Genomic DNA, 21,663 nt, shown 5'->3' with positions numbered 1-21,663 from the left:
CGTGATTTTGTTAGATATCTGGATTTATTTAACAAATTTCGTTCGCGTGACCCGATTTTTGTTAATTATAATTTTTTATCTAACATATTTCGGGTATTTCATCTTGTTTTTGTTAATTATCCGGAGATATCTAACAGATTCAGCAAAAATCTGTTAAATAACTACGTAGCCAGTGAGATGAAAGGCACTTTTCGCGCTTAAGGTGTAACAAAACTCTTTCTCACGATTTTATTTAACAAAAATATCGTGATTTTGTTAGATATCTGGATTTATTTAACAAATTTCGTTCGCGTGACCCGATTTTTGTTAATTATAATTTTTTATCTAACATATTTCGGGTATTTCATCTTGTTTTTGTTAATTATCCGGAGATATCTAACAGATTCAGCAAAAATCTGTTAAATAAACGGCACTGCTACGCACCAGCGCCCCGCCAACAATCCAATTGCTGAACAAAAACCTGCGCTTTACCTCGCGATTGACAATCCCATTAAACTTTACCGCCTGTCGCAATTAAAAACACCTCTGCCCTAATACGGACAGAGGTGCGTTGCACGGTTCCACTCTGATTTTTATCTTTTATTCACTTTAAAATTTATGCATTTCTTTAAATAATAGTGTTGCCTTCGCACCGACCAGGCAATCTCTGTTTTCACGTTATTTAAATACTGATAACAACAAGTGAATTATATAACGATTTTTAGTTGTTTTCAATCTTAAAGACTTTGAATGACGTTTTCAATGCGTGCGAGTACTGTCTCTTTACCGAGGAGTTCTAATGCGTTTGGTAATTCTGGTCCTCTCGTTTCGCCTGTTGTCGCTACGCGAATTGGCATGAATAAGTTTTTACCTTTGATGCCTGTTTCTTTTTGCACTGATTTGATCGCTTTTTTAATGTTGTCTGCTGTGAAATCTTCTAAGTTTGCGAATGTTGCTTTTAACGCATCCATTAATTCAGGGACTTGTTCACCAGCTAACACTTCTTTTGCCGCTTCATCATACGAAACGTCTTCTTTAAAGAATTGCTCAGATAACTCGACGATTTCAGCTGCGTAACTCATTTGTGGTTGATATAACTGAACGAGTGATTTTGCCCATTCTAATTCTTCTTCTGAAGCGTCTTCTTTTACGCGACCTGCTTCAACTAAGAATGGTAATGCAAGCTCAAATACTTTGTCGATATCTTTTTGTTTCATGTACTGGTTGTTTACCCATTCTAATTTTACTTTGTCAAAGAATGCTGGTGATTTTGATAAACGTTCTTCTGTAAATAATTCAATGAACTCTTCTTTTGTGAATAGCTCTTCTTCTCCACCTGGTGTCCATCCGAGTAAAGCGATGAAGTTAAATAATGCTTCTGGTAAATAGCCAAGTGCTTCATAGTCTTCGATGAATTGTAAAATACCGCTGTCGCGTTTTGATAACTTTTTACGTTCTTCGTTTACGATTAACGTCATATGACCAAATTGTGGTGGCTCTAATCCAAGCGCTTCGTAAACCATTAATTGGCGTGGTGTGTTTGAAATGTGATCATCTCCACGTAATACGTGTGTGATTGCCATTTCATGGTCATCAATTGCGACGGCAAAGTTGTATGTTGGTGTACCGTCTTTTTTAACGATGACCCAGTCTCCAATACCGTTTGAGTCAAAGGATAATTCACCTTTTACCATGTCGTTGAACGTGTATGTTTTATCTTTTGGCACACGAATACGAATCGACGGTTCTCTACCTTCAGCGATGAATGCTTCTTCTTCTTCTTTTGTTAAGTTCGCGTGCTTACCGCTATACATCGGCTGCTGACCGTTTTTAAGTTGTGTTTCGCGTTCTTCTTCTAACTCTTCTGCTGTCATATAGCAACGATACGCTTTGTCTTCAGCGAGTAGCTTTTCGATATAAGGTTTATAAATATGGTTACGTTCAGATTGACGGTATGGCCCATACTGACCCCCGACGTCGACTGACTCATCCCAGTCGAGTCCGAGCCATTTTAAATAATTTAACTGTGAAGATTCACCTTCGTCGACGTGACGTGCTTTATCTGTATCTTCAATACGGATGATGAACTCCCCACCGTAGTGACGTGCGAATAGATAGTTAAATAGTGCACTTCTTGCGTTACCGATATGTAGGTAACCTGTTGGACTTGGGGCATATCTTACTCTTACTTTACTCATTGTTTGCCTTCTTTCTTTTTTAATAAAATCACCGCTTCACTCGCGATGCCTTCTTTTCGACCTAATGCGCCGAGTTTTTCATGTGTTGTTGCTTTTACGTTTACGTTGTCGATCGTTGTGTCGAGTAGTCGCGCGACGTTTTGTCGAATGTCATCGATATACGGACGAAACTTCGGTGCCTCAGCGATAATCACTGCGTCAACATTACCGACCTCGTAACCTTTTTCTGTCATTTTTGACACGATTTCACTTAATAATACTTGTGAATCTATGTCTTTATATTTTGGATCATTGTCCGGGAAAAATTTTCCAATATCACCAAGTGCGAGTGCACCTAAAATCGAGTCTGCAATCGTATGAAGAAGTACGTCTGCGTCACTATGACCATCTAATCCTTCTTCATGCTCGATTTCAAGACCACCGATAATTAACGGTCGCCCCTTTTTTAACTGATGAACATCATAACCGTGACCGATTCTCATCTTTCTCGACTCCTTAATATCGATTCTCCGAGTACTAAATCTTCTACCGTCGTAATTTTAATGTTATTATACGACGAATCTACCATAAAAACATCATGTCCGTACGCCTCGACCATCATCGCGTCATCCGTAACTGCTAAGTCGTTTTTAATCGCGTACTCATGTGCATCCATTAATAAATTATAACAAAAAGCTTGTGGCGTGTGCACCTCGAACGTCGTCTCTCGGTTAATTGTTGCCTTAACCTTTCCGTCGATGACTGTCTTCATCGTGTTTTTTGCTTTGACACCACAAATGACTGCGTTCTTTTCCACGACCGCCGTCTTTAAGCGTGATAAAGTACCCATGTCTAAAAATGGGCGTGCAGCGTCATGTACAAATACGTAATCCGCATCGACGTGTAAAAGCGCGTTATATATCGAGTGTTGACGCTCTTTACCCCCGAGTACGATGCGTTTTACTTTTTTGACGTCTTTTAACTCTTCGTTCAATTCTTCGATGTCTTCTTTTCCAGTTGCGATAATAATTTCTTTACAGTCTGGATCTTGGTTGAATATGTCGACAGTTCTACGAATTATCGACTCTCCGTCAATTTCGTATTTTATCTTATTAAAGCCAAGTCCCATACGTTTTCCGATCCCTGCTGCTGGAATCACTGCTGAATACTGCATTATTTCTCTCCAAGTTTTGTAAATATTATTCTCCCAGAATGAGTTTGAAGTATCGATGTTACTTCAACGAGTACCGTTTCGTTAATAAAAGATTCTCCTGAATCTAAAACAACCATCGTGCCGTCGGTTAAGTATCCAACACCTTGGTTGTCTTCTTTACCTGATTTTGTAATTAAAATCTCGAACGTGTCACCTTGATGGATGTTTAACTGCACCGCCTCAGTTAATTCGTTCACGTTTAATACTGTCACTTTATGGACTTGTGCTACACGATTTAAATTATAGTCTGTCGTAATAATTGCGGCATTTTCTTCTTTAGCGAGTTCAATGAGCTGCTGGTCCACATCTAACTTATCGTATTTGACCGTTTTTACTTTAACGGCGTCCGATTGTTTTTGAAGCGCGTTTAAAATGTCGAGACCGTGTTGTCCTTTATCTCGCTTTAAATGATCGGTAGAATCTGCAATTAATTGTAGTTCGTCTAGCACGAATTGCGGAATAATAATTTCGCCTTCTAAAAATCCGCTTTTTAAAACGTCTAACACACGTCCATCGATAATTGCACTCGTATCGAGTAGTTTTTTTGTTAAATTTTTAGGTGCTCGGTTAAATAACTCGAGAATCTCTGTCGTCTTTTTTAAACCGAGTTGATACCCTAAATAACCGAGGACAACTGCTGAAATGAGTGGAATGACTTCACGGACAACAGGTATGTCTAACATGTTCGTTAATAAAGTAATAAAAACAGTAAACAATAATCCAAGTAGCATACCAATTGTTGCAAAGAATATTTCCGTAATGTTTCTAGATAATAGTTTTCGCTCTACTTTCTTTAATCCGCGCACAAAATATGGCATCGTCCAAAATGTTAAAGCTAAAAATAGTACCCCGCCAATCGCACCATAGAAAAATACGTTGTGGATTGCACTTGGTACTGGAAAGTCCGTCGAATGGAAACACCATATTCCGAGTGTGACTCCGGTAAGAAAGTAGACGAGTGTTAATAATCCTCTTAACATTCGTCTTCCTTCCTTTCTATTTGTAAATTTCTTTCATTGCATCTTTTAATGTTCTTGCTCCGACAACTTCAATATCTACAGGAGCTAGTCCTGCTAAATTTGACGCTGGGATAATCGCTCGGTTAAACCCTAGCTTCGCCGCTTCTTGTAAGCGTTGTTCGATTTTAGTAACGCGTCTAATTTCACCTGTTAAACCGACTTCTCCGATGAAACACGTATCGCCTCGTACACTTATATTTTTAAAGCTCGAAGCGATTGCCATAATCACAGCAAGGTCAACCGCTGGCTCATCGAGTTTAACGCCACCCGCGACTTTTATATACGCGTCGTGTTGCTGCATGAGTAGCCCTTCAGATTTTTCTAATACTGCCATGAGTAGTGATAATCTATTATGGTCGATTCCTGTAGCCATACGTCTTGGATTATGGAAATGCGTTGGCGTGACGAGTGCTTGTATTTCAACGAGCATCGCGCGTGTCCCTTCCATCGTCGCAACAATCGCAGATCCTGGCGTATTTTTAGAGCGTTCTTCTAAGAAGATTTCAGATGGATTTAAGACTTCTTTTAGACCATCGTACTTCATCTCAAAAATACCCATTTCGTTTGTCGATCCAAATCTGTTTTTTACTGCGCGTAAAATTCTAAACGTGTGATGTTGGTCACCTTCAAAGTATAAGACGGTATCTACCATATGTTCGAGTAAACGCGGTCCTGCGATCTGCCCGTCTTTAGTAACGTGTCCGACGATAAACGTCGCGATGTTTTGCCCTTTTGCGATATTCATAATTGACTGTGTACATTCACGTACTTGAGACACACTTCCTGGTGCACTTGTAATATCTGGATGAAATACTGTTTGAATGGAGTCAATAATTAAAAAGTCTGGATTTAATTTATTGATCTCGTCGTGGATATAAAATAAATTCGTCTCTGCGTAGACGTTTAAATTCGACGCATCTGTCGTAATTCGGTCTGCACGCATTTTAATTTGTTCCAGAGATTCCTCACCTGAGACGTATAATACGTCGTAATCTTCCGCAAGTGTGAGTGCCGTTTGAAGTAAAATCGTCGATTTTCCAATCCCTGGATCTCCCCCGATTAAAATAAGAGAACCATCAACAATCCCACCACCAAGTACTCTGTCAAACTCGCCACTTTTCGTTTTTGTACGCGGTGACTCTTTTTTCGTCACACGTGATAACTGGGTCGCACGTGTTTTTTCATCGGTCACTTTACCGAGTGTGCCGCGTCCAGATGCTTTCGTTTCTTTATGTACAAGCGACTCTTCCATTTGGTTCCATGCCCCACAGTTTGGACATCGACCGTACCATTTTGGAGATTCGAATCCGCATGCTAAACATTCAAATACTGTTTTTGTTTTTGCCATTTGTAAACGTTAACCTCCTCGGTTTAATTACTCACTATTATATAATTTTCTAAACAATTATGAAAGTACCGTACATATGATATAAAAGGGTTTAGAGCATTATAACAAGCTCTAAACCCTCGACATCTATTTATGCATTTTCAGTTGTCTTTTCAAGCGATCCTGTGTCGACTTTAAATGCGTCGTCTTTATAATCGACAGACACCGTTTTACCTACTAAGTCTTGTCCACTTAATATCGCTTCACTTAACGTGTCTTCAATATTCTTTTGAATACTTCTATTTAATGGTCGCGCACCAAATTCTTTGTCGTACCCGTCATCGACGAGTGCTTTTACTGCGCTGTCTGTTAATTCAACTTGAATGTCACGGTCTTTTAGACGCGCATTTAAGTCTTTAATCATAAGAGAAACGATTTCTTCTAGATGTTCTTTTTCTAAGCTGTGGAATACGATGATATCGTCGACACGGTTTATGAATTCTGGTCTAAACGTGTTTTTAAGTTCTTTCATCATCGTATTGCGAATTGTTTCGTAGTCTTCTGAAGCTTCTTGAGAGCCGAATCCTACGAATTTGTTGTCTCGTAACTCAGTCGCTCCGACGTTAGATGTCATGACGATGACTGTATTTCTAAAGTCGACTGTACGACCTGTTGAATCTGTAAGACGTCCGTCATCTAACACTTGAAGTAACATATTAAATACGTCTGGGTGTGCTTTTTCAATTTCATCGAATAAGATGAGTGAATATGGTTTTCTACGCACGCGTTCTGTTAATTGACCACCGTCGTCATATCCAACATATCCTGGAGGTGAACCGACGAGTCTAGAAACGCTATGTTTTTCCATATATTCAGACATATCGATACGAATCATCGCGTCATCTTCACCGAAAAGTGCTTCAGACAGTGCTTTTGCAAGCTCTGTTTTACCGACACCTGTCGGTCCTAAAAAGATGAAACTACCGATTGGGCGTTCAGGATTTTTAAGCCCTGCACGTGCACGGCGTACTGCTTTAGAAATTGATTCTACCGCTTCATTTTGACCGATGACTCTGTCGTGTAGAATTTTCTCTAAGTTTAACAGTCGCTCTGACTCTTCTTCTGCAATTTTTTGCAGTGGAATGCCCGTCATTTTTGAAATGACAAGTTCAATGTCTTCGCGCGTTACTTTTTGTTTGTCTGACGATTGCGCGTTCTTCCAGTCGTTTTCTAACTGTTGAAGCTTCTCTTCGATTTTCGTTTGGTCATCGCGGTATTTCGCTGCTACTTCAAATTCTTGAGATTGTACAGCTGCGTTTTTCTCTTGTTTTACTTTTTCTAGCTGATCTTCTAAATCTTTTAAATCTGGTGGTGACATATGTGATTTTAAACGCACTTTTGAAGATGCTTCATCGATTAAGTCAATTGCTTTATCTGGTAAGAAACGATCTTGAACGTAGCGGTTTGACATAACCGCTGCTGCTTCGAGTGCTTCATCAGTAATTGTCACACTGTGATGTGCTTCGTAACGGTCACGTAGTCCTTTTAAAATTAAAATCGTGTCCTCAACTGACGGTTCGTCAACCATTACAGGTTGGAAACGACGTTCGAGTGCTGCGTCTTTTTCGATATATTTACGATATTCTTCTAACGTTGTCGCACCGATAACTTGAACTTCTCCTCTAGATAGAGACGGTTTTAAAATGTTAGATGCATCTACTGAACCTTCCGCACCACCTGCTCCGATTAACGTATGCATTTCATCGATAAATAAAATTACGTTTCCTGATTTTTTAATTTCATCGACGACTTTTTTCATGCGTTCTTCGAATTCACCGCGGTACTTAGTACCTGCAACGACTGTACCCATATCGAGCATCATGACGCGTTTATCTTTTAACGTTGACGGTACTTCGTTTTTAACGATTTTTTGCGCAAGCCCTTCCGCGACAGCCGTTTTACCGACCCCTGGCTCACCGATTAATACCGGATTGTTTTTTGTACGGCGTGATAACACTTCGATGACTCGTGTAATTTCATCTGATCGACCGATGACTGGATCTAAACGCCCATCTTCTGCTTTTTTTGTTAAGTTTGTCGCAAGACCGTCAAGTGTTGGCGTATCTGTTTCAGGTTTTGCTTCTTGTGACTTATACATCTGCGGGTTCCCGAGCATTCGAATGACCATCGCTCGTGCGCGCGTGATGTTTAAACCGAGAGAAGATAAAACGCGTGCTGCGATACCTTCACTTTCACGTATTAACCCGAGTAATAAATGCTCTGTTCCAACGAAATTATGGTGTAATTTTCGTGCTTCATCCATAGATAATTCGATGACGCGTTTTGCACGCGGTGTGTATTGAAGGCTGACTGGCGTTTCTGTACCCTCTGTCACGAATTTACTAATTTCTTTTTCTATTAATGGTTCTGTAATATCAAAAGCTTGTAAAACTTTTGCTGCGATACCTTCTTGTTCTCGCACGAGACCAAGTAGTAAGTGCTCTGTTCCTATATTTGAATGTTTTAAGCGAATCGCTTCTTCTTGTGCATACGCTAATACGCGTTGTGCACGTTCAGTTAATTTACCAAATAACATAGATTAAATACCTCCTAAGCGCCGTTTTAAAATTGTGGCACGCGCTTTATTTTCTGCTGCATCGATATATGCGGGTTCTACCGACTCTATACTTTGACGCACAAATGCACGTTGTATTTGATTTAATATCGTTTGAAATTCAAAGTTTTCGATTTCTAAAATTCCCATATCGACGCCATATTTTAAATGACTTAAGTGCATTGCTGCTTCTTCTAATGACATTTGCTCTGCATACTTTAATAATCCATATGATCGAAATACAGTATCTCTCACTGTCAACGCACGATTTTGATAAAACCAATCTCTCATTCGAGTTTCTTCAAATATAATTTGTTCTTTAATTTCCTCGAGATGATGGATAATCTCTAACTCAATTAAACCTAACGTCACTTGGTTCGAAAGTTGATAAACATCTCCAACTGGATGTGTCCCTTCTCCGTATATACCACGAAGCGTGTATCCCATACGCGTGAGGACGTCACGTAGACGTTTAATTCGTTTATTTCTCGTTAAGGCTGGTAAGTGAAGCATCACAGACGCACGAAGTCCCGTTCCAACATTCGTCGGACACGCCGTCTTATATCCGTACTGACGATCGAATTGATACGTTAAATCTTTTTCTAGCGCATCATCAATGTCAGATGCCACCTCATACAGTTCTTCAAGCGAACGTCCGACATTTACAACTTGAATACGAATATGATCCTCTTCTCCGATCATAATCGACGTCGTTTCATCTTCACTGACAATCAGTGTCACACCACGATTTTTAAACAGTTTACTGATTAAAAACTTTTCGTTCATTAGTTCTTTTTCGATATCCGTTAACTCATTCATGTGTATGACGTTAAACTCCGGATAGTCTGTTGTAATCGTCTCTATAATCGGTGCGTACTCTTTGTCATCCTTAATAAGATGCGGATAATTTAAGCCTTCGACATTACGCGCAAGGCGAATGCGAGACGACATTTCAATCGGTGGATGTGTGCTGTTATTCAGCCAGGGGCTCGTCTTCACCATTACCACCCTCCTTTAACGCTTTGATTTCATCTCTCACAACTGCAGCTTCTTCAAACGCTTGCGTTTTAATCAATACGTTTAACTTTTCTTCGAGTCTTTCGATTTTTTCTTCTTGTTTTAAATATAATTCGTACGATTTCGGCACTTTACCGACGTGACGATCTTTTAAATGTTGTACACGGTTAATCATCTGGTGAATATCACTTCCAAATGTTTCATAACAGTGTTCACATCCGAATCGACCCATGTCGACGATTGTTTTTAATGTAGATCCACAATGATGACACGTTCTCATTTCAGATTGTGCGTGTAACATAAAATTATTTAAGTGATTGTGGTCTTGGTCTTCAACGCTTTGATTAAATAATTCATGCGCGCACTCTTGGCATAAAAATAGTTCGTTTTTATGTTCGTTTTGACTGACCGCCACATGAATCATCGCCTCACGTTTAAGACATCTTTCACACCGCATTCAATCACTCCTCGTATAATATTGCTTCAATAATGTTGCGCATAATATGTGCGCGTAATATATCTCGTTCAGGTAAATCGATTAATAGCGTCTCTCTTAAAATAATGCGATCCATAATACGTGCTTCGTTATATGTAATCACTTCTCGGTCATACATAGACTGTATTAAATGTTGCGCATTGATTTGAGAGAGTCTATCCCCAATTAACCCAAGTATATGTTCTAAATAGTCTGCTTTAGCGTGAGTTTCAATTTTAGTAATTCTAATGTACCCACCGCCACCACGTTTACTTTCAACGATATAACCAAGTTCGTTTGTAAAACGTGTTTTAATGACATAGTTTAGTTGCGACGGAACACAATCGAATTTCTCAGCGATTTGCGCACGTTTAATTTCAACGCGCTCATTATGAGACTCCTCAATTTTTTGTTTCAGATAAGCCTCGATAATATCCGACATATTTCGCATAGAACCACCTCTTTTTGACCTTCTTTGACTATAGTATAACCTATTTGACCTATTTTAATCAATTTGGATGCTTATCCATATGTTTTAATTCATCTTTCAAATCATTGAACATTCTTTACATACAATATACACAACAGTTATAATAATGGAATAACTTTAAAATTTTATTGAGGTGTGTTTATGAATATTATATGGGGTATTATCGGTATCGCAGTCACATTCTTCTTAGCATGGATTGCAAGTTCTGATAAAAAACTCGCATTTAAAAAGTGGAAACAAATACTGTTACTACTCGCATTACAATTCGCATTTGCCTTTTTAATTCTATCTACAGGTGGCGGACGTAAAGTGGTCGATGGGCTCGCGTTTGGATTCGGTAAATTACTTGAATATGCAGGCGTCGGTACGAGCTTCGTATTCGGACCGTTACTCGTTGACGCAAATGGTGAAGGACAATTTGTATTCTTCTTTAACGTATTAATTCCTATCATCGTAGTTTCGGCATTAATCGGTATTTTACAATACTTTAAAATCTTACCAGCAATCATCCACGGCTTAGGATGGATTTTATCAAAAATTACTGGTATGCCATTTATTGAGTCTTATAACGGTGCAGCTTCGATGTTCCTTGGACAATCAGAAGTATTCGTTTCATTAAAAAACCAAGTACCTTTACTTGGCGAACAACGTCTGTATACACTCGCAGCGCAAGCGATGAGTTCTATTTCTCTATCGATGGTTGCAGCATACATGACACTATTACAACCAGAGTACGTCATCACGGCAATTGTGCTGAACTTATTCAGCGTTTACATCATCATACATATTATTAACCCGTATGATGTACCTGAGGAAGAAAACTATACTGCATCAGAGTCTAACCCTGACCAAGGGAAGTCATTCTTCCAAATTTTAAGTGACTACATTTTACAAGGTGCTTTAATCGCGGTTATCGTAGCAGCGATGCTGATCGCATTTAACGCGCTTATCGCAATCTTAAATAACTTATTCTTAGCGATTCCTGGATCGGTATTTACGTTCCAAGATATACTCGGTTACATCTTAATGCCACTTGCTGTATTAATTGGTGTGCCAGTTGCTGAAGCGCATGAAGTTGGTATTTTAATGGCAACAAAACTCGTTACAAACGAATTCGTTGCGATGGAAAACTTACAAGCAATTAAAGATACTTTTGGACCTCGTACTCAAGCAATGGTTTCAGTATTCTTAGTTTCGTTCGCTAACTTCGGTTCGATCGGAATTATCGTAGGTACTGTTAAAGGTATCCACGCAAAATCTGGTGACCTTATTGCGAAATTCGGTTTAAAACTTGTATACGGTGCGTCTCTCGTATCTGTATTAAGTGCAGTTATCGTTGGATTCTTTGTAAGATAAATCGATAAGGTATGTCTTTAGACATACCTTTTTCTTATATAAAAATTTAATCGAGGTGAAAAAATGATTTCAGTAACAGAAAACCCAGTGGGAAAAACGTATGAAGCATTGCTCGACTTTTTATTTGAGACGTGCGATACGTTTCAACTCGTCGTGCGTACAGATATTTTAAAGTACGAACATGCATTTCAAGATTTAAACGAATGGTTTGGGGACTCATTTATAGAAGTGCTGGAACAACATGAATGGCCATCGACAAACCTTTTCGATGACACCGCAAAAGTGTATTACTTTAAGACGACATCTGAAGCAAAAGATAAGCTACTCGAACGCTCGAATAGTTTATATGACTGGAGTTTACCGGACTCTCCTGAAGACTTATGTTTCTTTAAAGACGATGAGGCATATTTAAGTGTCTCTTCTGAACTAGAAGAAATTTACTTATATCCAACTTCTGATGAAGAAGTTGCTAAAATTAAAAACATCGATGGATTAAAAACGGTTGAGATCTCATTTTAAATCAAAAAAGTCCTCTTCTTTAAGAAGAGGACTTTTTGATTACCAGCTTGATTTTTTAACGCCAGGGATTTGGCCTTTATGTGCAAGTTCACGGAATTTAATACGTGATACTCCAAATTTTCTAAGTACACCGCGCGGACGCCCTGTCACTTCACAACGATTAACGAGTCGTGTTGGTGATGCGTCTCTCGGTAATTTTTTAAGACCTTCGTAGTCTTTATTTTTCTTCATTTCTTCTCGAATTGCGCGATACTTTTCTACAGTTGCTTCGCGCTGTTTGTTTCTAGCTATTTTAGATTTTTTAGCCATACAATCCTCCTATATCGTAATTGTTACGTTTTATAATTATAGCACGTCTTTTAAAAAATTCAAATTTATTTATTTATTTTATTTGAAAATGATATAATAATACATACTAATTTTAAGGGGAAATCTCAATGTCTATTAGAACAACATTCGCTTTATTAACAGGTCGCATAACGAAGCGACTCCTTACAACATTTACTGGTGGTGGTTCTAGCCTCCCAGGTAAAATAGCACTTAAAATCTCTCCAAATATAATTAAAGATATCTCACAACATTATGACGTTATCATCATTACTGGAACGAATGGAAAGACATTGACGACACGTTTAATCACAAACATTTTTAAGAAAAAATATAATACGATCGTGTCTAACATACAAGGCAGTAATATGGTTCAAGGGATAGCTGGTGCTTTCATCGAACATAAAAATCGTACAGATGAAAAGAAATTTGCTATTTTAGAAGTCGATGAAGGAACTCTAAATAAAGTCGTTGAAGACTTAAACCCAAAGTACATAATCCATACAAATCTATTTTTAGACCAAGCAGATCGCTATGGTGACGTTACGAAAACATATGAGTTACTCGTAAACGCTGCTAAAAAAGTACCGGATGCGATACTGTTACAAAACGGAGATTTACCGTTATTTAATACGGTAGAGTTACCGAACGAACGAAAATTTTTCGGTGTAGACACACCTGTTCACCCACCAAAATCTCAGCATTATTGCCCGAAATGTGGTGGCACACTATCTTACAAAACATATACGTACTCTGGACAAGGAAACTATTACTGTAAATCAGGTAATTTTAAGCGACCAGTACTCGACTACAAAGTCACAGATATTATCAAACTGTCAGAAGAGTCGTCTACTTTTCGTATGGACGATGCGACGTTTAAAATCCCTGTCGCTGGTTTATACAACGTCTATAACGCACTTGCTGCCTATAGTGTCGCTAAAGAGTATGATATTAATAACGATGATATTAAAGCCGCACTACTTGAGACAGAACGTGTATTTGGCCGACAAGAACGCATTAATATATACGGTCATACAGCAACTTTAAACGTTGTTAAAAACCCTGTCGGTTTAAACCAAGTTCTAACTCTAATCGAAGCAGTTGAAGAGCCAATGACACTCGTTGCGCTCTTAAACAATCGCCCCGCAGACGGGATAGATGTGAGTTGGTTACGTGATGGTAACTTCGAATCATTACTTAGTCAAAACATTACGACAATTAAAACTGGTGGTATAAGTAAAGAGGTTATGACGGAACGTTTAGTTGAAGCAGGTTTTAACCCTCACATAATTAAAGAATATGACGATCTAGAAAAAATCGTCGAAGATTTAAAGCACGCGAGTACAGATAACATTCAAATTATCGCGAGTTATACTGCAATGCTTGAGTTTAGAAAAGTATTAAAAGATAAAAAAATCATCTAGCACAAAACCGTTCATTACGAACGGTTTTTTTGCATAAAAAAAGACAGCCGTTACCGACTGTAGAACGATGGGCCTAGGTAGATTCGAACTACCGACCTCACGCTTATCAGGCGTGCGCTCTAACCAACTGAGCTATAGGCCCTAGAAAGTAAAAAGCGGAAGACGGGATTCGAACCCGCGACCCCCACCTTGGCAAGGTGGTGTTCTACCACTGAACTACTTCCGCAGATGATTTACTTTTAAAATAAAAAAAATGGAGAATGGCGGGCTCGAACCACCGACCCCTTGCTTGTCGAGCAAGTGCTCTCCCAACTGAGCTAATCCTCCATGACACAACACTATACATATTACAATGAATTTTAATAACCGTCAAGTGTTTTTTATAAATAGCTATAAAGAGAACATCCACCGATAATTATCGGCGGATGTTTCCTAATTACTTACTCTGTCTCATATAAGGGAATAATAGAACGTCGCGAATCGATGATGCGTTCGTTAACAGCATTACGAGACGATCGATTCCTATTCCTAAACCACCTGTTGGTGGGAGTCCATATTCTAATGCTTCGATGAAGTCTTCATCCATTTCATGTGCTTCATCGTTCCCGCTTTTCGCTTCGTCGACTTGCATTTGGAATCTTTCTCTTTGATCGATTGGATCGTTTAACTCTGTGAACGCGTTCGCGTGTTCACGTCCGACGATAAATAACTCGAAGCGGTCAGTGAATCTTTCATCTTCTGGGTTTTTCTTAGATAACGGTGACACTTCTACTGGGTGACCGTAAACAAATGTTGGTTGATGTAGGTGTTCTTCTACTTTTTGTTCAAAGAATTCGTTTAATACGTGACCAAACGTACTATGGAATTTATCGACTTCAACACCGTGTTCTTTTGCAAGCGCGAGTGCTTCTTCGTCTGACATTTGTTCAAAGAAGTCTACACCTGTATACTCTTTAACAATTTCAGCCATGTGGACTCTGCGCCAACCTGGTGAAAGATCGATTTCTTCTCCTTCGTATTCTACGACTGAAGAACCGAGTACTTCTTTCGCTACGTGTGCGACTAAGTTTTCAGTTAAGTCCATAATATCTTCGTAGTCTGCGTATGCTTCGTATAATTCAAGCATCGTAAACTCAGGGTTATGACGCGTTGATACCCCTTCGTTACGGAATACACGACCGATTTCGTACACTTTGTCGAGCCCTCCAACGACGAGACGTTTTAAGTGAAGCTCTAACGCAATACGCATATATAAATCAACGTCTAATGCATTATGGTGCGTAATAAACGGACGTGCCTGCGCACCACCAGCGATCGCATGCATCATCGGTGTTTCAACTTCTAAGAAGCCTTCACCGTCTAAATATTTTCTGATCTCGGTAATGATTTTACTACGTAAAATGAAACGCACTTTAGACTCTTCGTTTGTCAGTAAATCTAAGTAACGTTTTCTATAACGCTCTTCAACGTCTTTCAGTCCGTGGTGTTTGTCTGGTAATGGACGTAATGCTTTAGATAAATGTACATACTCCGTCGCTTTTACAGATAATTCACCCGTGTTTGTCTTAAACATAACACCTTCAACACCGACGATATCACCTAAGTCTGTTTGATTCCAAACGTCGAACGCGTCTTCACCAATTTGGTCTTTACGCACGTAAATTTGAATTTGTCCATCGATATCTTGAATGTGCGCAAATCCTGCTTTACCTTTACCACGTTTTGTCATCACTCGCCCTGCGATACGCACTTTAGACTCTGTTTCTTTTTCTGCTAATTCTTCTTTAGAAAACTCGTCCCAATTTTCGACTAATTCTTTAGACGTAGCATCTACAATAAATTTTTGTCCAAATGGGTCGAGTCCTTTTTCACGAAGTTCGTTCATTTTATTTAGACGAACTTCAATTTGGTCGTTAATTTCTTCACTCATTGATATGTCTCCTTATACAAGTATTTCTGTTTGTTTATTGTCACGTAATTCCATGTCTCGTTTAAATTGTGTTAAAAGTTGAATGAGATCTCTTCGTGTTTCCACTGTATTAATTTGCCTGCGAACTTGTCCGCCACCTTTAACGTTTCGCAAATACCACGACGCATGTTTCCTCATTTCCATAATAGCAGTTTTCTCACCTTTTAAGTCGATTAAACGATCCATATGTAGTGTGAGTACGTCGATTTTCTCATCTAAACTCGGTTCATCGAGTAATTCACCAGTTTCTAAATAATGAACGGTTCTGTATATAATCCAAGGATTCCCTTGTGCGGCACGGCCAATCATCACAGCATCAACACCTGTTTCGTCGAGCATCTTTTTAGCGAGTTCTGGAGTTGTAACGTCTCCATTACCAATTACTGGTATGTTCACCGCTTCTTTTACTTGTCGAATGACGTCCCAGTTCGCTTTTCCTTCGTACATTTGTACGCGTGTACGTCCGTGAATTGCGATTGCAGCAGCGCCCGCTCGTTCAGCGGCTTTCGCATTTTCAACTGCGTAGATGTGTTCTTCATCCCAACCGATACGCATTTTACAAGTGACAGGCTTTTCAACCGCTTCTACAACAGCACTTACCATTTCGTATATCTTATCTGGATCGAGTAACCACCTCGCACCTGCTTCACAGCGGATGACCTTATTCACTGGGCATCCCATATTAATATCTATAATATCAGCGTTCGTATGTTTGTCGACATATTTTGCCGCTTCAACTAAAGTGTCTTTTTCACCACCGAATATTTGAAGTGACATTGGGTGCTCGGTCTCGTCCACCTCGAGCATTTTTAACGTGCGTTTATTGTTAGTGATCAGTGCTTTGTCGCTGATCATTTCAGCACATACCATTCCAGCACCAAACTCTTTGACTGTCTTTCTAAACGCGACGTTGGAAATCCCTGCCATTGGCGCAAGTACAACGCGGTTTGGGATTTCTACATTCCCAATTTTAAACATCCGTGTCACCGTTTAGTTCTTCTAACAGCTCTTTGACAGTTTTATTAAATGTCGGATGTACTGCATTCGGTGCGATTTCGTTGAACGGTTCTAACACGAACTTGCGTAGATGCATTTCTTCGTGTGGGACGATTAAATTATCGATGTCGATTTCTAAATCTTCATACATGAGTACATCGATATCAATCACTCGAGGTCCCCATACTTCTTCACGTACGCGACCGAGTTGACTCTCTACATATAAACAAAACTCTAGTAGCTCGATCGGTTCAAGGTCTGTTTTAACTTCAACAACCATATTTAAAAAGTCTGGTTGATCTGTTTTACCGTATGGTGCAGTTTCATAAATAGATGATTGTTTCGTTACTTCACAATCTTTTCCACTATCTAGTAATTGAATCGCTCGATTTAAGTTTTCAAGGCGCTCTCCAATGTTTGCGCCTAGTCCGAGATACGCTTTAGCTTTCATTATTTAACCTCTCTATTTAACGTCACACTCACATCTTTGTAGTTGCCATCGATTGGTGGACTCGGTTTTGTGATTGTAACCTCGATTTTCTTCACAACTGGATAGTCATTTGTTAGTTTCTCTATTATTTTATGTCCTAGATGCTCGAGTAAGTTCACTGGTGGGCCCTGAATGATTGCTTCAACAGTTTCGTACACTTCTGCGTAGTTAATCGTGTCGTTCACGTCATCAGAAACGCAAGCTTCTGTTAAGTCTGTATATAGCAACACATCGACGATAAAGTACTGCCCGATATCTCTTTCAGCTTGTAACACTCCGTGATAAGCATAAAGTCGAATGCCATTTACTCTTATAATATCCATTTAATTCCCTCTTAACTTCATATAAACGTCACTAATATCGCGGTTCATTTTTACATTGTGAACGCGTACCGCGTCTACACCGTGATTTATACCGATAACAGTTGTTGCTGCAGTACCCGCATCGCGGTCTTTTGGTCCTCTATCGTCTTCGATAAGTTCTTTAATCATTCGTTTACGACTCGTTGCGAGTAGAACTTTATAGCCTAAATCGACGAGTTTGTGTAAGTTTTTCATCACTTTAATATCTTCGTCTCGTGATTTTGCAAATCCAACGCCTGGATCTAACCATATGTTTTCATCTTTGATGTTATACTTCTTACAAAGTTCGACACTTTCTTTTAGCTCGGCAACCATAGCTTCGACGACGTCGTCGTATTTAGCATGCTCGTTATTGTGCATTAAAATAATCGGCACGTTATATTCGCTGACGACTTCTAAGATCTTTTCATCGTACGTTCCACGCCACTGGTCGTTAATAATTGTAGCCCCTGCTTCAATACTCGCTTTTGCGACTTCACTACGAAACGTGTCGACTGAAATATCGACACCTAAATTTAATTCGTGAATCGCTTCAACGACTGGGACGACGCGACGTATTTCTTCTTCTATAGAAATCGGCGTATATCCTCCAGGACGTGTTGAATAGCCACCGACGTCGATAATATCAGCACCATCTTTTACCATTTGTTTTGCATGCTCGACCGCATTGTCAAGCTGATGAAATTCTCCACCATCACTGAAAGAGTCCGGTGTGACATTTAATATGCCCATAATTTGTAGTCGCTTCACTCTAATCATCCTCAATTACATAGAATATAAGTATTATACCATTTTTTATCGGCTTTTTAACTTATAAATTCTTTGACGGTTTCTTATGTTAGAAGTAAGGGTATTCATATATTAACTATTAAATTGGAGGCGTTAAACATGTATGGGATTGCTGCAGATGAACCATTTAAACTAAGTGAAGGAAATAAGTTTTATAGAAAAGAGTTTGAAAAGCCAATGCTAAATGATAAAGAAGTGTTCATAAAAGTAAAATCGATTGGTATGAATCCGGTCGACACAAAAACACGTCAAACTGAAATTAAACACCCACCGAGAATACTCGGATACGACGCAGTCGGTATCGTAGAAGACACTGGGAGTGACGTCACAGCCTATAAAGTAGGAGACGTCGTTTTTTACTCTGGTCGCGCAGATGTCGACGGCTCGAACGCAACACATCAAGTGATGCATGAAGCGTATATCTCGCATGCACCTAAAAACGTATCGCTTAATGAAGCGGCAGGCTTTCCACTCACTAGTCTTACTGCGTCAGAAACTCTCTTTGAAGTGTTCAACATCAGTACAAAAAAAGAAGACAATAAAGGTAAATCCATCCTTATTATTAACGGTGCAGGCGGCGTTGGAAGTATGGCGACACAAATTGCGAAACACTATGGCCTTACTGTCATTACGACTGCTTCAAAAGATGAAACAAAAGAGTGGTCCAAATCACTCGGAGCAGATGTCGTATTAAACCATAAAAATGATTTACGCGATGAATTTAAAGCACATCATCTCGAAAACGTCGACTACGTATTTTGTACATTCGACACGGATTTATATTACGAAGTGATGATTGACCTCGTAAAACCACGCGGTCACATCGCAACAATTGTCGCATTTACTGAAAAACAAGATTTAAATCTATTAAAAGCAAAGAGCATTACATTTACACATGAATTTATGTTTACAAGAGCACTACAAGATTTAGACGATCAATATCAGTACCACAGATACTTAAGTGAAATTAGTCATCTTATTAATGAAGGTGTTTATAAACCAACAGTCACAGAGGTCATGAAGGGATTATCAATAGACAATATCTTTAAAGCACACGAAAAATTAGAAAATCACGAAGTTCATGGAAAACTCGTTATAGAAGTTGAAGAGTAAGAGTATAAGTATGTTTAAAAAAATTATAAATTTGGAGTGATTACTATGTCACAATTTACTCAAGCACAAAATATAACTGAATTAGATAAAAAAATTAACGCTTATGTCACGCGTGGATATGAACCGAATGAATTAACTGTATTTACCGCTCACCCAGTTCCCGAACTTTTACACAAATATAGTGGACTAAACGAAGCGATTATCACCGATGAGACGACAGATGCTTCTGTTTTTAAAGATTTTACCGATGAAGAACTCATCGAGGTTTCTAATTCACTCGATCAAGGCGAGTATTTGTTATTCATCTTTAATGAAGATGATAAAAATAAACAAGAAGTACCTGGAAAATTTGAACTACATGAAGAACAACTCGTCGCGAATAAACATACTGTTGACGCAGGCGAAGTAAATGTTAGAAAACGTGTAAAAACACGTGAAGAAGAAGTCGATGTACCGATTCAAAAAGATTCCGTCACTATCGAACGTCATAAGTTTGAAGAAGAGCCGTTATTATCAGAATACAATAACGCTGAAGACACTGACGACATCAACGTTACGCGTATACCAGTGACTCGAGAGCGTATTCGTATTATTAAAGAGCAAGTCGTTTCTGAAGAAATTGTTATTCGAAAAGAAGTGACAGAAGAAGTAAAACATATTAAAGACACCGTCCAATACGATGACATTGAAGTCGATAAGACTGGTGATAATTTAAATGTAACAGAGAGAGAAAAATAAGCACAAAAAACCCAGTAGCAATTTGAGCTACTGGGTTATTTTTATATCTAAAGATTAACCTTTAGTCCTCTTTACGTCTTCTAGTTCCTGCAAGCATTGAAGTACCAATTAACAGAAGTGCAGTAGCACTTAATGCATTACTATCATTAGCCTCACCAGTGTTAGGTAAAACAAATTGATTTACATTGCTTGAATCATTAGTTTTATTTGATGTTTCACCTGGTACTTTTGGTGTCTCTTCTGTTTCACCTGGTACTTTTGGCGTCTCTTCTGTTTCACCTGGTACTTTTGGCGTCTCCACAGTACTACATTTACATGGAATAATAACTGATGTGCCATCACTAAATTCAAGAACTATATTGTTATTTTCATCTCTATAGTTACTTGTGATATAAATTGATTTGCCATCTTTACCTTTTGGTATAACTACAGTTGATCCATCGCTGAATACTAATGTAATATTACCGTCCTTGTCTGTTCTTTGGCTTACAATTGTAATTGACTGACCATCTTTTCCATCCTTGCCATCTTTACCATGACGAAGTTCAAATTCACTCAACTTATTACCATCACTATCTTTAATAATAACGATATGACCAAGTTCATTTTTATTTTCGTCGTAGATTGACTCAGTTTCAACGATCAGATTACTAGCATCTTTTCCATCTTTACCGTTGTATATATCGTATTCATTTACAATATTTCCTTCGCCATCTCTAATAATGATGTGAACACCAATCACATCGCCATTTTCATCTTTGATTTCATTTGAATCAATAGATGGTGTCTTACCATCTTTTCCTTTTAACCAATCAAAGAAATCATCAATTGTTCCTGTATGACCTTGTTCTAGCCATAATTCATAAGCAGATTTACCGTCTTTTCCATTAGTTGTTGGAAGTTTTCCAATGTTGATAGTCTTACCATCGTTATACACTAGTACGACTTCATTATTAACATTAACAATAACATTTTTAATCACTGACTCTGAAGGTAGTTGTCCTAATTTTTCTTTACTACCATCTTCACGTTCTATAATAATATTATTGTTTTGATCAATAAAGATATCATTTACATTTGAGTTTGTAACTCCATTATCTTTACCGTCTTTGCCGTCTTGTCCGTTATAAATAATTCCGCGATCTAACTCTACATTTGTTTCTTTGTCACGGAAGATAAATTCTTTTCCAATTTCTTTACCATTGGAATCTAAGACCGGACGTACTTCCACATCAACAGATTGACCATCTTTTCCATCTTTACCGTCAG

21 protein-coding genes and 3 tRNA genes are annotated in these 21,663 nt (G+C 38.7%); 5 read left to right on the top strand and 19 right to left on the bottom strand.

Translation table 11 applies throughout. The features are described 5' to 3' along the window. Nucleotides 1-716 precede the first annotated feature (716 nt). The 9 genes from gltX to HMPREF3177_RS07605 form a co-directional block, all read right to left on the bottom strand. The gene (gltX, locus tag HMPREF3177_RS07645) at nucleotides 717-2,177 is read right to left on the bottom strand and encodes a glutamate--tRNA ligase (RefSeq protein WP_070458399.1); all 1,461 of its coding nucleotides are present in this window, start codon (nucleotides 2,175-2,177) and stop codon (nucleotides 717-719) included. Next, nucleotides 2,174-2,659: a 2-C-methyl-D-erythritol 2,4-cyclodiphosphate synthase gene (ispF, locus tag HMPREF3177_RS07640; protein ID WP_070458396.1), complete on the bottom strand. Its 486-nt coding sequence runs from the start codon at nucleotides 2,657-2,659 to the stop codon at nucleotides 2,174-2,176. The genes gltX and ispF overlap by 4 nt, the downstream gene beginning before the upstream one ends. After that, nucleotides 2,656-3,330, bottom strand: coding sequence for a 2-C-methyl-D-erythritol 4-phosphate cytidylyltransferase (ispD, locus tag HMPREF3177_RS07635; protein ID WP_070458393.1), 675 nt, complete (start codon nucleotides 3,328-3,330; stop codon nucleotides 2,656-2,658). The genes ispF and ispD overlap by 4 nt, the downstream gene beginning before the upstream one ends. Further along, nucleotides 3,330-4,349 carry a PIN/TRAM domain-containing protein gene (locus HMPREF3177_RS07630; protein ID WP_070458390.1) on the bottom strand — a complete coding sequence of 340 codons (1,020 nt, stop codon included), beginning with the start codon at nucleotides 4,347-4,349 and terminating at the stop codon, nucleotides 3,330-3,332. Before HMPREF3177_RS07630 ends, ispD begins: the two co-directional genes overlap by 1 nt. 16 nt (nucleotides 4,350-4,365) lie before the next feature. Further along, nucleotides 4,366-5,736, bottom strand: a complete 1,371-nt coding sequence (gene radA / locus HMPREF3177_RS07625; protein ID WP_070458386.1) for a DNA repair protein RadA — start codon at nucleotides 5,734-5,736, stop codon at nucleotides 4,366-4,368. A gap of 130 nt (nucleotides 5,737-5,866) precedes the next feature. Continuing rightward, nucleotides 5,867-8,311, bottom strand: coding sequence for an ATP-dependent Clp protease ATP-binding subunit (locus HMPREF3177_RS07620; protein WP_068128592.1), 2,445 nt, complete (start codon nucleotides 8,309-8,311; stop codon nucleotides 5,867-5,869). A gap of 3 nt (nucleotides 8,312-8,314) precedes the next feature. After that, entirely contained in the window at nucleotides 8,315-9,331 is a 1,017-nt protein-coding gene (locus HMPREF3177_RS07615) for a hypothetical protein (protein WP_070458383.1), read from the bottom strand. Then, the gene (locus HMPREF3177_RS07610) at nucleotides 9,303-9,803 is read right to left on the bottom strand and encodes a UvrB/UvrC motif-containing protein (protein ID WP_070458380.1); all 501 of its coding nucleotides are present in this window, start codon (nucleotides 9,801-9,803) and stop codon (nucleotides 9,303-9,305) included. Before HMPREF3177_RS07610 ends, HMPREF3177_RS07615 begins: the two co-directional genes overlap by 29 nt. Nucleotides 9,804-9,807: 4 nt before the next feature. Then, nucleotides 9,808-10,272 (bottom strand): CtsR family transcriptional regulator, encoded by a 465-nt coding sequence (locus HMPREF3177_RS07605; RefSeq protein WP_068128600.1) that lies wholly within the window; start codon nucleotides 10,270-10,272, stop codon nucleotides 9,808-9,810. A gap of 180 nt (nucleotides 10,273-10,452) precedes the next feature. Between HMPREF3177_RS07605 and HMPREF3177_RS07600 the strand changes: the two genes are divergently transcribed. Together HMPREF3177_RS07600 and HMPREF3177_RS07595 are read left to right on the top strand one after the other, a co-directional pair. Next, a complete protein-coding gene (locus tag HMPREF3177_RS07600) occupies nucleotides 10,453-11,667 on the top strand; it encodes a NupC/NupG family nucleoside CNT transporter (RefSeq protein ID WP_070458377.1) in 1,215 nt (404 codons plus the stop codon). A gap of 63 nt (nucleotides 11,668-11,730) precedes the next feature. Further along, a complete protein-coding gene (locus HMPREF3177_RS07595) occupies nucleotides 11,731-12,186 on the top strand; it encodes a hypothetical protein (protein ID WP_083286915.1) in 456 nt (151 codons plus the stop codon). A 39-nt stretch (nucleotides 12,187-12,225) separates the two neighbouring features. Here HMPREF3177_RS07595 and rpsN read toward each other — a convergent pair whose 3' ends face one another. Continuing rightward, a complete protein-coding gene (gene rpsN, locus HMPREF3177_RS07590; protein WP_070458374.1) occupies nucleotides 12,226-12,495 on the bottom strand; it encodes a 30S ribosomal protein S14 in 270 nt (89 codons plus the stop codon). Between the two features lie 128 nt (nucleotides 12,496-12,623). Between rpsN and HMPREF3177_RS07585 the strand changes: the two genes are divergently transcribed. Next, on the top strand, nucleotides 12,624-13,937 hold the full coding sequence (locus tag HMPREF3177_RS07585; protein ID WP_070458371.1) for a MurT ligase domain-containing protein: 1,314 nt from the start codon (nucleotides 12,624-12,626) through the stop codon (nucleotides 13,935-13,937). 68 nt (nucleotides 13,938-14,005) lie between these two features. Here the strand turns inward: HMPREF3177_RS07585 and HMPREF3177_RS07580 are convergent. The 8 genes from HMPREF3177_RS07580 to folP all read right to left on the bottom strand — a co-directional run bounded on the left by HMPREF3177_RS07580 (nucleotide 14,006) and on the right by folP (nucleotide 18,504). Continuing rightward, nucleotides 14,006-14,079 (bottom strand) — tRNA-Ile (locus tag HMPREF3177_RS07580). 12 nt (nucleotides 14,080-14,091) lie between these two features. Further along, nucleotides 14,092-14,163 (bottom strand) — tRNA-Gly (locus HMPREF3177_RS07575). A 28-nt stretch (nucleotides 14,164-14,191) separates the two neighbouring features. Further along, nucleotides 14,192-14,264, bottom strand: a tRNA-Val gene (locus HMPREF3177_RS07570). 109 nt (nucleotides 14,265-14,373) lie between these two features. Further along, nucleotides 14,374-15,867 carry a lysine--tRNA ligase gene (gene lysS, locus HMPREF3177_RS07565; RefSeq protein ID WP_068128607.1) on the bottom strand — a complete coding sequence of 498 codons (1,494 nt, stop codon included), beginning with the start codon at nucleotides 15,865-15,867 and terminating at the stop codon, nucleotides 14,374-14,376. A gap of 12 nt (nucleotides 15,868-15,879) precedes the next feature. Beyond that, the gene (gene dusB, locus HMPREF3177_RS07560; protein WP_040928203.1) at nucleotides 15,880-16,884 is read right to left on the bottom strand and encodes a tRNA dihydrouridine synthase DusB; all 1,005 of its coding nucleotides are present in this window, start codon (nucleotides 16,882-16,884) and stop codon (nucleotides 15,880-15,882) included. Continuing rightward, entirely contained in the window at nucleotides 16,877-17,353 is a 477-nt protein-coding gene (folK, locus tag HMPREF3177_RS07555) for a 2-amino-4-hydroxy-6-hydroxymethyldihydropteridine diphosphokinase (RefSeq protein WP_070458368.1), read from the bottom strand. The genes dusB and folK overlap by 8 nt, the downstream gene beginning before the upstream one ends. After that, complete coding sequence (gene folB / locus HMPREF3177_RS07550) at nucleotides 17,353-17,715, bottom strand: dihydroneopterin aldolase (protein ID WP_070458365.1); 363 nt, start codon at nucleotides 17,713-17,715, stop codon at nucleotides 17,353-17,355. Before folB ends, folK begins: the two co-directional genes overlap by 1 nt. Continuing rightward, nucleotides 17,716-18,504, bottom strand: coding sequence for a dihydropteroate synthase (gene folP, locus HMPREF3177_RS07545; protein WP_070458362.1), 789 nt, complete (start codon nucleotides 18,502-18,504; stop codon nucleotides 17,716-17,718). A gap of 138 nt (nucleotides 18,505-18,642) precedes the next feature. Here folP and HMPREF3177_RS07540 point away from each other — a divergent pair, with 138 nt between their 5' ends. Together HMPREF3177_RS07540 and HMPREF3177_RS07535 are read left to right on the top strand one after the other, a co-directional pair. Continuing rightward, nucleotides 18,643-19,656 carry a zinc-binding alcohol dehydrogenase family protein gene (locus tag HMPREF3177_RS07540; RefSeq protein WP_070458359.1) on the top strand — a complete coding sequence of 338 codons (1,014 nt, stop codon included), beginning with the start codon at nucleotides 18,643-18,645 and terminating at the stop codon, nucleotides 19,654-19,656. 45 nt (nucleotides 19,657-19,701) lie between these two features. After that, nucleotides 19,702-20,394: a YsnF/AvaK domain-containing protein gene (locus HMPREF3177_RS07535; protein ID WP_070458356.1), complete on the top strand. Its 693-nt coding sequence runs from the start codon at nucleotides 19,702-19,704 to the stop codon at nucleotides 20,392-20,394. 61 nt (nucleotides 20,395-20,455) lie between these two features. Here HMPREF3177_RS07535 and HMPREF3177_RS07530 read toward each other — a convergent pair. Next, on the bottom strand, nucleotides 20,456-21,663 hold a 1,208-nt coding region (locus HMPREF3177_RS07530), incomplete at its 5' end, for an LPXTG cell wall anchor domain-containing protein (RefSeq protein WP_168161326.1).

The sequence above is a fragment of the Nosocomiicoccus sp. HMSC09A07 genome (assembly GCF_001808485.1).
GTDB classification, from domain to species: domain Bacteria; phylum Bacillota; class Bacilli; order Staphylococcales; family Salinicoccaceae; genus Nosocomiicoccus; species Nosocomiicoccus ampullae_A.
The sequence above is the reverse complement of the archived record's forward strand: the minus strand, read 5'-3'. Positions and strand labels throughout refer to the sequence as shown.